Source organism: Pedobacter sp. ASV28 (genome assembly GCF_016428855.1).
Taxonomy (GTDB): domain Bacteria; phylum Bacteroidota; class Bacteroidia; order Sphingobacteriales; family Sphingobacteriaceae; genus Pedobacter.
Genome location: NZ_JAELTN010000019.1, coordinates 1 through 14,266 on the forward strand (window position 1 = coordinate 1; position 14,266 = coordinate 14,266).

Here is a 14,266-nt window from a genome sequence, read left to right on the forward strand (position 1 = left end):
CCCCCCCCCCCCCCCCCCCCCCCCCCCCCCCCCCCCCCCCCCCCCCCCCCTTTTTCAAGCAAAAGACGGAATACGAGATGGTAACGCAGGTCTCGTGGGCGCGGAGATGTGTATAAGAGACAGGATACTATCAATAACGAAGTACTTTGACCGTCTGAAAAAATAATCCAAAACGAATAATGAAGTTGAGAGGCTAAAGTTTTCGGGATTATAAATTGTTTCAACCTACCTCATTTCACAATGATCGTAGCTGTTCAAAGCTAGTTGCAAAACTAATTGAACAAAATTTATCCAATATTCCAGGTCATTCGAAAGAAAGGATGGGAGTAATGAGAAAAGCAGGCTGTAATGCCTAGAATTTGTTGGACAACCAAACAGGCATTGATGTGAAGTGGTGTTCTATGGAACAAAGCGGAAACATCGATAAGTAGAGGCAAAAATGATCGAAAGAAAATAGCGCCAAAACAGGTAAAGTAATATTCTATTGATAGCTTATCTTGAACTACGGTTAAGGATAGGTTTAAACGGAGAACCAAATCGAAAGAGGCGGATCTCCGTTTTGTTTTTTAAGACATTTTTTGCTTTATGCTATAATCTTTAAATGCTAAACGCTAATTTTAAGGTATAATGGCAAAAAAGGAAAATCCTCATCAATTAACCCATAAGATTTTTGTACTCGATACTTCGGTGATCTTATACGACCATGAGGCCGTAAATAGTTTTCAGGAGCATGATGTGGCTATTCCTGCACTGGTATTGGAAGAACTAGACAATTTTAAAAGTGGTAATGATACCAGAAACTTTGAAGCGAGAAATTTTATCAGGATCATAGATCAGGCATCTAAGCATAATCTGCTCAATAAATGGTTTTCCCTGAATAAAAATAGCTTGGGAAAGTTTAAGGTATTGCTCAACGAATTTCCCCAAAAGCAAAATGCCGAAATTCTATTTGGCGAAGGAAAGTTTGATAACCGTATCTTGAACGCAGCTTTGGCCTTGAAAGAAGAACATCCCAGCCATAAAGTTATTCTTGTGTCCAAAGACATCTGTTTGCGCCTTAAGGCTAAATCTTTAGATCTGCATGCCGAAGATTACGAAACCGGCAAGGTGAAAAATGTAGATGAACTTTACACTGGAAAAACAGCACTTAAAAATATTGATATTGACATAATTGAGCAGGTTAGAAAAAATGAAGTGGTTAAGGCTGATGAGATTAAGCTGCCTTTTACCAACGCCAATCATTTCTATATCCTGAAAAACAAAAAAAGGGAGGTGATTACCTATTATAGCCTGCTTGACAAAACCATAAGGCTGGTAAATAAAGCACCTATCTTTAATATATCGCCAAGAAATGCCGAGCAATGTTTTGCCATTGATGCTTTATTAAACCCAGCGGTTAAACTGGTCACCATACAAGGTAATGCAGGCACCGGTAAAACCCTATTGGCCTTGGCCAGTGCGTTGGCTTTAAGAAAGGAATATAGGCAGATTTATATCACCAGGCCCATTGTGCCTCTTAGCAACAAGGATATAGGTTTTTTGCCTGGAGATGTCAAATCTAAAGTAGATCCCTATATGGCACCCATATGGGATAACCTTAAATTTATACGCGAACAGTTTGCCAACGATGAGAAAATGCAGTTTAAGATCGATGAGCTGGTAAGAACCGAAAAGATTGAAATAGCCCCATTGGCTTTTATTAGGGGCAGAACATTGACCAAGATCTTCTTTATTGTTGACGAGGCGCAGAACTTAACCCCACATGAAATCAAAACCATTATCAGCAGGGCGGGGGAACATACCAAAATTGTATTTACCGGCGATATCTATCAAATCGATACTCCTTATCTTGATTCGGAAAGTAATGGACTTTCATACCTCATTGAGAATGCCAAGCACCATCCACTTTATGCGCATATTACCTTACAAAAAGGCGAAAGAAGTGAGTTGGCTAATCTGGCTACAGAATTGCTATAACTGGTTGACTAATTATTTCTCTGGTCTTAATGATGTTTTTTCAAGGTTTGGTAGCAGATTATAATCGATACACAGGTAAGCAGTGCTCCCATGATAAAAGGGGCTCCTGGAAAGTATAGATTTGTTTTCGGGCTGGTGAAATGTGCAAATAGAAAAGACATGAGTAAAGGTCCGATAATACTTGCCAAGCTCATGAAACTGGTCATAATTCCCTGCAGTTCGCCCTGTTCATCTGCACGTACCTGTGTAGAGATAATGCCTTGGATAGCCGGTCCGGTAATTCCAGCGAGGGCGTAGGGAACAATAAAGGCAAACATCATCCAACCCTTACTGGCAAAGGCAAATAAGATAAAGCCCAGTACATATAAACCCAATCCCATCATTATCGATTTTTTATGTCCAAATTTAGGAATGATCAACCTGATCAAGCCACCTTGTACAATGGCTACGGTTAAGCCTACAAAACCTAGGGAATAGCCTACCCAGGAACGATTCCAGTCGAATTTTTCTTTGGTATAATAGGCCCATACGGTTTGTGTAGATTGGGCAGCAATATATAAAATGAGTAGGGCGGTTAATAAGCCAATTAATGCAGGATAACGTTTTATTTGCATTAAGGCACCTACCGGATTGGCTCTTTTCCATTCGAATTTACGTCTGTTCTCTTTTTTTAGCGATTCGGGAAGGATAAAGAAGCCATAAAGCCAATTGATCAAAGATAGGCCGCCTGCGATCATGAAAGGTACCCTAGTGCCAAACTCACCAAATATTCCACCCAGCACAGGGCCTATGATAAAGCCAATGCCAAAAGCAGCGCCAATCAATCCGAAGTTTTGTGCTCTTTTTTCTGGGGTGCTTATATCTGCAATATAAGCGGATGCCGTAGTGATACTGGCCCCGCAAAGTCCAGCTATAATCCTCCCGATAAACAATAGGGTAATGGTGTGGGCAAAGGACAGAAAGAAGTAGTCTATGGCCATGCCCAATAAAGAAATCAGCAATACTGGCCTACGGCCCATTTTATCGCTAAGTGCTCCCAAGATAGGAGAGCATGCAAACATCATGAGCGAATAGATGGTGAGCATTATCCCCCCGTATTCAGAAGCTTTGCTTAAAGTAGAGCCGGTAAGCTCTTTGATCAGGTCGGGCATGATAGGGATGATAATGCCAAAGCCTATGCAATCAAAAAGTATGGTAACCAATATAAAGAATATACCTGCTGTTCTATTTTTCGACATAAATGTAAGGTTGGGATACAAAGGTAATTTTATTTGTAAAAATGTACTTGAGAAATCAATTTTTTCCCGTAGGATTTAGCGCAGGTTGGTAGCCGACGAGATGTGATGAAATCATGGATTCAACTTGTTTTTTGGTGGAAAAAGGCTGTGCATGGGCTTTTATGGAAATGCTCGAAATCACCTGAGAAATCCATAAATTAGGGCATACTTCTCATTTATTTGGCATATTTAGGTGTCGAAATTATATTTTGTTTAATATCATAATTAACTTATTATCAGTATTTTTAAGTTATTTTATTTATACTTTTTATTTATATATTGGTTGTCTACTGCTTTTAAAACTCGTTAAATTTCAAAATTTAATTTTGTTTAATATATTAAATATTTGTAATACAATGAATTATGGTTTATTATTAAACTTTTACTGCTGTTTTTGATAAGCCGTAACGAAATCTGTTCTCATGCTTTTAAATCTTTCTATAACGGTTGTGATAAATTCTTCATCGATGATTTGAAAAACTTCGTTTACACCTCCTCCCATGAGGTCAAGTTCAGCTAGTTTGTAGCTTTGCTCATAAGGTCCCTGTTCAAATTTTACAATGTATTTTTGGTTCATGCTGAAGATGCTGATCTTGCATTGTGGGTGTGGTAGTTCTGCAATTATTCTCATGTTTTTTGTTTTTAAGGTATGATCGTCATTTCGAATGAACGGAGATCTCCTACAATTATGGGGGCAGAAGTATTTGCCGTTGATGTTATTCGAAATGACGATCTGATTGATTACGGGTTTACCCCCATTTCTTTCAGTAGAAAATCGGCCTTGTCAATTTTTGAAGCTGCCCATAGCACATACCTGATGTCAACTCCAATCGAGCGGCTGTAGCTTTCATTCCAGGCATAATCATTAATGGTAGCGCCATAGGCCCGATCAAAGTTTACGCCGATCAGTTCGCCGTTGGCATTCATGATTGGAGACCCCGAATTGCCTCCTGTAGTGTCCATGTTGTATAGCAGGGCTACGGGTACGTCATTTAATTCCTTTTTAACAAAAGGACCAAAGTCTTTCTTTGTCCATAATTGTTTAATGATATCAGGATAATAGAAATCGGGATTTCCGGTAGCGCCTTTTTCTAAGATACCCTTGATCGTGGTAAATGGTGACATATAAGTGGCATCTGCCGGAGAGTAGCCCCTTACATAGCCATAAGTTAGTCGTAAGGTACTGTTGGCATCGGGAATAAATCCCTTTTGCAGGAACTTTTCTTTCACGTTTACATAATCGCCCATTAGTTTGTTCAATAAGCCGTCCCTACGGTCTTTTTCGGGCTTAAGTTCGGTAATCTGTCTGGCAATGTCGTTTTCGAATAAAAGTAGGCCGTCATTATAGTCGCCAATGGATTTGCCAGACTTTAAGAGGTTATTGAATACGTAAGCTTGATCCTTTAATTTGGTCAGGCCAAAGGTATCGTTAATATATTCATTAATGGCTGTCTCATTGTTGTTGCTCCTTGCAGTGATTTTGTCGACGGCAGTCACCCGTTGGTTGGGCGTAAAGCTTACGGCGTCGCTCATCATTTTCTTAAAGATCCTTCTGTCTACATCTAGGTCATAAGCAGCATAAATGTTGTCTAATGTTTGTTTAAGCTTGGCGATGTTTGCGGCAAAGTAGGATTCTTTTTGCGCGGCAGGTTGTTTGTTCAGCTCATTTTTGAATAGGTTGATGTTTTTGGCAACGTTCAGTAGGCTGGTGGAAGTGTAAATTTGCCCTAGCCAAAGGTCTCTGTTGGCATCTCCATTGATTTGTTTGTACAGTTGGTCTATGTTGTCCATAAGTTGACCGTATTGGGCTTTAACATCCGCATTGTTATTGATGAACTGGGCCAATGACTCATCTTCCTGTTTTTTTTGTCCAATGAGGTCGATACCTTTAATTCCGGTCAATTTGCCTCTGTAGTTTTTCATTACATTGGCATTTCTTTTAATTCTTGTGGCCAACTTTATTTCGGTTGTTTTATCTTTTTTGCCTACATTTTCCATGGTGCTGTTCTGGAAATCGTAAAGATCGGAAGTGTAAGGCAGTACGTATTTTGCCTGATACGCTATGAACTGTGCAGGCCTATGCCTGAATGTCTTTCCAGGATAACCCAAGATGAATACAAAATCTTCCTCATTGGTGCCATTGGGATTAACCTTTAACGATTTTTTGGGGACATAGGGTATATTCTCTTTTGCATATTTTGCAGGCTTGCCATCTTTGCCTACATAGGCCCTCATGAAAGAATAATCTCCGGTATGTCGTGGCCAGACCCAATTATCGGTTTCGCCACCAAATTCTCCTATCTGCCTATTTGGAATATAGACCAATCTTACATCTTGAATGGTTTTATAACGGAACAATACATATGTTTTTCCGATAAACATTTCCGATACTTCTGCTTTGATACTTGGATCTTTCTTTTCTGCTTCGGCAGCGAGGCTTTTCATGGCATTGTTGATCAATTGTAGGCGTGCTGCAGGATCTTCTATTTGTGCAACCGCACCTAAAACTTTGCCTGAAACATCTTCATAACTGTCAGTAATACGGCAAGTTAATCCTTTTGCTTCAATTTCTTGTTCACGTGTTCTGGCCACAAAGCCATTGTTCAGGTAATCATGCTCTGGTGTGCTGGCCAATTGCACAGCACTGAAAGCACAGTGGTGGTTGGTAATGATCAATCCCTGGTCCGAAACAAAGGAGCCGGTACATCCTCCAACATTTACCAGGGCATCTACCAGGCTTATGCCGTTAGGGTTATAGACTTCGTTCTGATCAATTTTTAGTCCTGCTTTTTTCAGGTCGAGCTTGTGGATTTCGCTTAAAGGAAACATGCCTTCTTCACGAACTTTATATCCAAGGTGCGAAATTCCGCCAATTAGAAGTAAAGTAATTAATAAGCTTTTCTTATTCATTGTGTTGTTAGTTAAGTTCTAAGCCTCCAAAACTAATGAAATTGTTTTAACCAAGCATAGAATGTGGAATAGTAACTGCATGTTAATTTGATTGGTGGCATAATTCATGGCTTTTATATGATATTTTCCTCAAGGGCAATTTTAAATTTAATGGCTAACTTTGTGTTATGGCAGAAGATTTAACCATCAGCAGGGCAGGTACCAAGGAAGAGCAGTACCAGTCGATTATTCCGCAACTATCCGCTTTATTGGAAGGAGAAACAGATTTGATAGCCAATCTTGCCAATATGGCCGCGGCATTAAAAGAGCAGTTCAATTGGTTTTGGGTAGGTTTTTACCTGATCAAAAACGAAGAGTTGGTACTGGGCCCATTTCAGGGGCCGGTAGCCTGTACGCGTATTGGAAAGGGAAAAGGGGTGTGTGGCAGTTCTTGGGAAAGGGAAGAAACCATTATTGTTCCAAATGTAGATGAATTTCCAGGTCATATTGCCTGTGCTTCCGCTTCGAAATCAGAAATTGTTATTCCTTTTTATCAAAGAGGCAAGATCGCTGGAGTACTAGATGTTGATAGTGAGTATCTATCTCATTTTGATGAAGTTGATCATAAATACCTGAATAAAATAATTAGATTAATTAATGACTAGGCTTTCTTCCGATTTTTATCAGAACGAGGACGTATCTAGCGTGGCCAAACAGTTACTTGGCAAGTTGTTGTTCACTTATGTTGATGGGGAACTAACAGGAGGCGTGATTACGGAAACCGAAGCATATGATGGCGTTGTAGACAAAGCTTGCCATGCTTTTGGGGGAAGAAACACCAATAGGACAGCTACTATGTATTTGGCAGGTGGTGTAACTTATGTTTACCTATGTTATGGTATCCATCATTTGTTAAACGTAGTAAGTGGTAAAGAGGGTAATCCGCAGGCGGTTTTGATAAGGGCCATTGAACCAAAGGTGGGTATTGAAACCATGTTGCTAAGGAGAAAAATGGAAAAGTTAGCGCCACGTATTACTGCTGGCCCTGGTGCTCTGTCGCAAGCCCTGGGTATTGACAAACAATTGAATGCAAAACATCTGTCTGCCAACGAAATATGGATTGAGGAAGATCTGAATTATAAAGCGCCCGAAATTGTCACCACCACCAGGATAGGGGTAGCCTATGCACAAGAACATGCGCTATGGCCCTTTCGCTTTTATATAAAGGGCAATAAGTTTGTAAGCAAGCCCAATTCTTAACGGTTTCTTTTGCTAGAATAATTTGCCGGTTTGCCCCAGTCTTATACGGTTAAGGTGTTTATAGGCCGCTTCTGTTACTTCACGTCCGCGTGCGGTGCGCATGAGGTAACCTTCCTGGATAAGGAAAGGTTCGTACACTTCTTCAATGGTACCATCATCTTCACCTACGGCAGTAGCAATGGTTTTCAGCCCAACTGGGCCTCCCTTAAATTTATCAATAATGGCCAAAAGGATCTTATTGTCCATCTCGTCCAATCCGTGTTCATCGACATTTAAGGCCGATAAGGCATAACGGGCTATTTCGGTATCGATGCTTCCATTGCCCTTTATCTGGGCAAAATCTCTGGTACGACGCAATAAGGCATTGGCTATACGTGGCGTACCTCGGCTGCGTCGGGCAATTTCATAAGCGCCCTCATCACTAATAGGGGTATTGAGTATAGCAGAAGACCTCAGTACGATAGTCGTCAGCAGTTTGGCATCATAATAGGCCAAACGAGAATTGATGCCAAACCTGGCCCTTAAAGGGGCGGTTAACAGACCCGATCGGGTAGTGGCGCCTACAAGGGTAAAGGGGTTAAGTCCTATTTGCACAGAGCGGGCATTAGGGCCACTCTCTAACATAATGTCAATTTTGTAATCTTCCATAGCAGAATACAGATATTCTTCCACTAGGGGACTTAAACGGTGTATTTCATCAATAAATAGGATGTCGCCGCTTTCCAAATTGGTCAACAAACCAGCTAAATCTCCGGGTTTATCCAATACTGGACCCGAAGTTACCTTGATGTTTACGCCCATTTCATTGGCAATAATGTACGATAGGGTAGTCTTGCCCAAGCCCGGAGGGCCATGTAGCAAAACATGATCCAACGCTTCGCCACGCAATTTGGCTGCTTTTACGAAAATCTTCAGGTTTTCGAGAATCTTATCCTGCCCAGTAAAATCCTCAAACTCTTGTGGTCGCAATACTTTTTCGATATCACGTTCTGTAGGGCTTAAGTTTTCTGAAGAAGGATCTAGATTTTCATTCATGCTACAAAGATATATTTTTACAACGCATATCAGCCAGCCGGTTCAATGAAAATTGATTTGGCAAAGAGGTGGCCCTGGAAATACTACATCATGTTACATTGAATTTGCCCGCTACTTTTGCTTCTTTCAAGCCATGACTATAGTCATAGAAACCCTCACCAGATTTAACGCCTTTTTTGCCTGCCGTTACCATGTTGACCAATAGTGGGCAAGGGGCATATTTAGGATTTCCAAAGCCTTGGTGCAATACCTTCAGAATGGCCAAACAAACGTCCAATCCAATAAAATCGGCCAGTTGTAAAGGGCCCATTGGATGTGCCATGCCCAGTTTCATCACTGTATCGATTTCATGAACCCCGGCCACACCTTCATATAAGGAATAAGTGGCTTCATTGATCATGGGCATTAATATACGATTGGCTATAAAGCCGGGATAATCATTCACCTCGACCGGAACTTTGTCCAGTTTATGGGAAATTTCCATGACCAATCGGGTCGTTGCGTCGCTGGTTGCATAACCTCTGATCACTTCCACTAATTTCATGATCGGTACAGGATTCATAAAGTGCATACCAATTACTTTGTCGCCACGTTGGGTAACCGAGGCGATCTGTGTAATGGAAATGGAGGAGGTATTGCTTGCCAAAATCGTATTTGGCCCAGTAAATTCGTCCAGTTCTTTAAATAGCTGTAGTTTTAAGTTGGTATTTTCTGTAGCTGCTTCAACTACAAGATCAACATTGGCCACACCATCTTTCAAATCGGTGTAGGTGGTTATATTTCCTAAAGTATGTTTTTTTTCTGCTTCGGTTAAAGTTCCCTTGGCCAATTGCCTGTCCAAATTTTTGGAAATGGTTTCGATGGCTTTTTGCAAAGCAGCCTTGTTAATGTCGATGAGGTTCACCTGATAACCAAATTGGGCAAAGGTGTGTGCAATGCCATTGCCCATGGTTCCTGAACCGATTACCGCTATATTTTTCATTTTTATTGATAAGTTGATTAGCTGTTTGCTAATTTATAAATATTAATTGATAGATGGGATGTCTATAAGGTTTCTATGCTTTTGAATAAGTCAAAGTTAAAGATTAATGCTGCTGTTGGGGCAAATTAACGAATAACCTCAATTATGATTGTTAGTTGTATTATTGTAATATAATGTATTGCGTTATGTTAACGTAGCTGCCCTTTAAAGTTGTTCTTTATTGCCCCTCGAAGACAAGATCTCCTGCGTGAGGGATAGTAGCGGATAGCCCACAGCCATGAGGCACGAAATGGCGAGGACTACGAGCGATAGCCCGACCACTGCCCCGGTACAAAACCCTTTACCTACAGCACACACCTTAAAAGGGCAGGGGCACGCCCAAATTATAAACAATGTGCTTTTCAATATCCAAAGCAACTATAGCGGAGCCACAGTGCGGGCGCGGGGCAGAGAAATACGAACCCGTTAGTTTTTGAATACTTCTTGCCTTCCCCCGTGGGTAAATATATGTGGGAAGAGAGAGGGGGCGTGCCGCCGCTATGGGGCAGATAACACCACGGCTGCCGATGGCAGAGAAACCTACCGATGCCCCATACCGCCGTCGGGCTATCCGCTGCTACTCCTCACGCAGGGCAACACGATACGAGAACTTTTTGTAAAGATGAAATCAGATTTTCAATATAATAAGGTTCTTGCATAAGATATCTTTAAACTAACTAATATCAAACTATTTATTTTTTCTTGACGAGAAAACTTTGAAATTAGGCGGGGTTGGTTTAAATATTTTGTTCCTTTTTTGAAGGTTATACTCAAGACTCTGAAATTCTCTCAATGCTTTAATGTCAATGGTTCCCGTAATCAGAGAAACATTATTACCACCTTTTATCTTCAAAATATCTTTTCTAAAAGTCTCGGCTGGTTGTGTAATACGACTATCTCCATAGTGAGAGGAATTTACTTGTACCACATAACTATGTATATCTCTGGCTACAGATTCTATAATGTTGGAGAAATAATTGATATCAGGATTGTGTTCTACTGTAGCAATAAAATCTACCTTGCCTCTAAACATTGCCCGCTTTTGGATATCGGCCAATTCGAAGCAATTAAATATGCTGAAATGCACACTATTCCAAACATACAAACGTAATTGCTCTTTATCCATAAGGCCAAAAGGTACTTTAAACTTATGTCCTTGTATTTCTTCTATTTCTTCGGGAGAATAGTCCTTCTTTAATCGAAAATCAATCATAGCGTTCTGATATTTGTTGAACGTGAAAGGCAATATCGTTGCCACGTAGTTGAGCGCCATTCCTTTATCGTTTACAAAATGTTCTACACCACAACAGATAGCAACATTATTACGCTTGGAAAACGACGCTAAAATGTGCAGCCATTGGAAAGGAATAGATATTTCGGGAAAAATAATAATATCACATTTTTGGGTTTGAAGCGATTCGTTTAGCAATTGGTTAATTTCATCAAGACGTTTAAAGGACAAATTGGGCTTGCCCATTAGCGAAGATTTTGAATTTTCGAAATCTATAATCGCATTCACCAACCCAATTTTAAGCTTCTCTTTATTTTTTCCTGATTTTATCTCAATCTTTTTTCCTTTGCTTTTAGCGAAAGGTTTTTCGGTAGGGTAATATGGTTGATAAACCCTTCTCGCTATTTCTGAAAGTTTGTTCAATGACATATACTGATCAAATAAATATCCATATTGATTGTTAGTATATTCATTGTCTTCGTCTGTAATAGCATCAGACTTGAACCATCGTTTCATACTATTAAAAAGACAGATTTCGTGATAATGAATAAACCTTGGCGAATACTCAATTTTATTGTCAGAAAACTTAAACACGGTTTCATCCAATTTAGGATGCTTATCTAGGAAATTGAATTTTGCATTTTGCTCGCAATAGTTCAGTAGCGGGTAATATAGATAATTGTGCCTGAACAAATTAGCATTGATCAATGCTTTGGCCTGCAATTGCACCATATCTGTCGTAACGATTTCAAAGAAAAGAGTGGTATCATTTACTGGCCCGTTATCTTTTAAACTATTAATTATTGCATCGTTAAAAAAAGAAATATTCAGGGCGGCAGCCATAGAAAAACAATTGGTCAGATGCATGAGCAAGCTGGTTTGGATACCTTTATAACCTTTAAGTGTATCAATATCAATCTTGCGGTCTCTGTCTTCTATTTTAGAAATGCTATTTATCTGCGCTTTGGCAAATGTTATCAGTTCTTCTTTTGCAGAATTGACTACATAAAAGGTAAATACCTTTTCCCAGAGGGCATTGAGCTCAAGGCTTCTTTTGCCTGAAAAAAAAGCCACAATCTTTTCATTAAGCTCATCAAACTTTTCTTTTGAGAGTTTTTCAGCTGTTAACGACGTCGCTATAAGTTTCGCCAGATGTTTAGAAGCGCCCAACTTATCTGTATTAAAACCGTCAATAGACCGAAGTTTGTTTACAGTATCAGAATAAGAGATTTTGTACGAAGAATTTTCGAAGCTTTCGAAAATATTTTTTGATTCTGGCTGAAACTTAAATTCACTGCTATTCTTTTTTATTTCCTTCTCAAACTCATCCAGCAGATTTGCACTCTCATTGCTCAAGAAATGATACAATTTTACCTTTTTTACCTGAAATGGTAATACATTAGTGCCCATACGGATATGGTACTCTGCATCCTCTCCGTTTTTTTCTACTACTACTTTAGGGTCTTTGCCCCAAATTCTGTTGTCTGCAAGGATTTTATTAATAAACGAATTGACGTTTGTATTAATTTGGGGATTAGATATTACCAACATAATATCATCCACATATCGTCCGTAAAACTCGGGCTTTACTTTTTTTGTAACAGCGGTATCGAAATCCTTTAAATAATAATTAGCAAGGATGTTAGATGATATGAGGCCAATGGGCATAACAGTTCTTTTTTCTCCTTCTGCCAATTCTCCTTTAAAAAGCAATGCCGAATATTTCGTATGAGCTTCTTCCAGAAAATCATTTAACCAGTCGAATCCCGATGCTATACCCCTTATTGTCTTAAAATCGAAATCTATAGAATTATAATAACTTTTAAGGTCCAGGCTTAATATAGCCACATCAAGGTTGAGCTTGTGTAATGCTTTGGCTTTAGTTATAGCCTCATCTCGCCAATTATTGTAGCTTAAAAAGTATCTTCTAAAAAGCTTGATCGAATTTTCTTCAAACTGATCGTCATAGTTTCTCAGCAGTCTGTTGCCATAACAGGTATTGCTTAATTCGGCATCTAGTAGATGCCCAACCTTCATAATCCACAATATAGAAACAATATGGATTTCTATAGGACACATGATAAAAGGAGTTTCCTTTTCTACTTTATACTTATGTAGTTTGTTAGCGTTTGAAAAATAAAATGCCCCATCGGCCGCTACTCTTTTTTCGTCCTCAAAATTCTTGGGCATTAAGGACACTTCAATTTCATTAAGGTATTTTTTTATTCCTTTGTTTCTGTTTGTAGAATAGGCATTGATTTGTTGGGTCAATTCATTGAGCTTTTCTTCTATTTTATCCGTTTCGTATTTTGCCAATGATACACGTAGCGACAATGAGAAATTCTCATGATATACGTATGATTTGAGTTTCTTATACGCTGTTTTTACTTCTGTAGTAGTTATTTGATCCATATTTGGTTATATTCTTTTGTTCAACGAGTATTCTTTACTGCGTACTGTAAAACTATTACCTCCTCTCATCATCACCGCGGAGTAAAACACACGTTCTGCCAGCTATTTAGCTCTACAGTCAGTACCCTAGGGGCATAAAAAGGGGAGACCTCTTTTGATCTCCCCGCCTAATTCCTGTCTCTTTAATATCCTGATTTTGCTTTTGCTAATCAGTAAACTTATTTATGTTTGCCTATAATCGGATCGAATTTCTTTGCAAATGCCATTTCAATAATAGGCATCGAATCAGCCATATTAGTGTCGAACTCCATAATGTGAAACCTTAGCGTTAAACCCATTCCCTTGGCCCAATAAAACAATTGCAAACCTTGTGTAGCATCTACTTTGAAGTATCCCAAATGTTGTATCAGCCTACCCCAAAATATCTGTTTTACCTTTCCTACGTATAAGGTGTTAGAATCGTAGTTGATATGAGGTCGTAAAGCCGGAGTTACTTTTGCTCCTGGGCTTGCTTTATAAGCATTCAATGCTTCTATTATCTGTCTTCTATCCATATCAGACAATATTTCTATGCGATATAATGTAGGCCCTTTTATGTGTGCCAACTCAGTAAACAATTGGCTGAATTTTTCTGCCTTTCGGATATCGATATAGTTATAGTCTTCCAAATCAGAGCAGTTTATATCAAAACTGTATTCTCTGTTTGCACCATTGGCACGAATATGCTCAAGATTGGCAATAGTGGTACTAATAAAGTCTTGGAGATGCTCGTTATTTGTCAAAATTCTGTTTCTAAACATTGTATCTGTTTGGTAGTGTTCATCATAAGACAAATCTAAAATTTTTCAACTTATGTAAATTACGGATTCCCGCAATAAATTACCAGTAAAACAAATAATATTATCATGTAAAGTACATTGGCCTTATGTGGGATACAACCGCGCAACCGCCTTGCTTTGTGGCAAAAAACAACCTTATGGCAACAGGATCGAATACAAGACAGCTAACGATATGCAACAAAGGCTTTGCCCGCAAAAAGAATTGCTATTTGTACTATAATTAACATTATGTTAAGTTGTAAAAAACATAATCCCCTATGTCAAGCTTTATACCTCTAAAATATCCTTGGATTTACGAATACGATTTAGTTAAGTTAAATAAGGC

10 protein-coding genes are annotated in these 14,266 nt (G+C 39.2%); 3 read left to right on the forward strand and 7 right to left on the reverse strand.

Annotated elements, in window-relative coordinates; all coding sequences use genetic code 11:
• The first annotated feature begins 627 nt into the window (after positions 1-627).
• A complete protein-coding gene (locus JHD79_RS08880; RefSeq protein ID WP_199118875.1) occupies positions 628-1,977 on the forward strand; it encodes a PhoH family protein in 1,350 nt (449 codons plus the stop codon).
• A gap of 26 nt (positions 1,978-2,003) precedes the next feature.
• Here JHD79_RS08880 and JHD79_RS08885 read toward each other — a convergent pair whose 3' ends face one another.
• The 3 genes from JHD79_RS08885 to JHD79_RS08895 form a co-directional block, all read right to left on the reverse strand.
• Entirely contained in the window at positions 2,004-3,215 is a 1,212-nt protein-coding gene (locus JHD79_RS08885; RefSeq protein WP_199118876.1) for a TCR/Tet family MFS transporter, read from the reverse strand.
• Between the two features lie 421 nt (positions 3,216-3,636).
• Positions 3,637-3,885: a hypothetical protein gene (locus JHD79_RS08890; protein ID WP_199118877.1), complete on the reverse strand. Its 249-nt coding sequence runs from the start codon at positions 3,883-3,885 to the stop codon at positions 3,637-3,639.
• A 110-nt stretch (positions 3,886-3,995) separates the two neighbouring features.
• Positions 3,996-6,164, reverse strand: a complete 2,169-nt coding sequence (locus JHD79_RS08895; protein ID WP_199118878.1) for a S46 family peptidase — start codon at positions 6,162-6,164, stop codon at positions 3,996-3,998.
• A gap of 167 nt (positions 6,165-6,331) precedes the next feature.
• On the opposite strand from JHD79_RS08895, the gene JHD79_RS08900 reads away from it, so the two are divergent.
• The gene (locus JHD79_RS08900; RefSeq protein WP_199118879.1) at positions 6,332-6,808 is read left to right on the forward strand and encodes a GAF domain-containing protein; all 477 of its coding nucleotides are present in this window, start codon (positions 6,332-6,334) and stop codon (positions 6,806-6,808) included.
• Positions 6,801-7,403 carry a DNA-3-methyladenine glycosylase gene (locus JHD79_RS08905; RefSeq protein WP_199118880.1) on the forward strand — a complete coding sequence of 201 codons (603 nt, stop codon included), beginning with the start codon at positions 6,801-6,803 and terminating at the stop codon, positions 7,401-7,403. Before JHD79_RS08900 ends, JHD79_RS08905 begins: the two co-directional genes overlap by 8 nt.
• A gap of 12 nt (positions 7,404-7,415) precedes the next feature.
• On the opposite strand, the gene ruvB is transcribed toward JHD79_RS08905, so the two are convergent.
• The 4 genes from ruvB to JHD79_RS08925 form a co-directional block, all read right to left on the reverse strand.
• Positions 7,416-8,438 (reverse strand): Holliday junction branch migration DNA helicase RuvB, encoded by a 1,023-nt coding sequence (gene ruvB / locus JHD79_RS08910; protein WP_199118881.1) that lies wholly within the window; start codon positions 8,436-8,438, stop codon positions 7,416-7,418.
• Positions 8,439-8,526: 88 nt separating this feature from the next.
• The gene (locus JHD79_RS08915; RefSeq protein ID WP_370583312.1) at positions 8,527-9,426 is read right to left on the reverse strand and encodes a 3-hydroxybutyryl-CoA dehydrogenase; all 900 of its coding nucleotides are present in this window, start codon (positions 9,424-9,426) and stop codon (positions 8,527-8,529) included.
• A 721-nt stretch (positions 9,427-10,147) separates the two neighbouring features.
• A complete protein-coding gene (locus tag JHD79_RS08920) occupies positions 10,148-13,102 on the reverse strand; it encodes an RNA-directed DNA polymerase (RefSeq protein ID WP_199118883.1) in 2,955 nt (984 codons plus the stop codon).
• 218 nt (positions 13,103-13,320) lie between these two features.
• Entirely contained in the window at positions 13,321-13,902 is a 582-nt protein-coding gene (locus JHD79_RS08925) for a hypothetical protein (RefSeq protein ID WP_199118884.1), read from the reverse strand.
• Between the last annotated feature and the right edge of the window lie 364 nt (positions 13,903-14,266).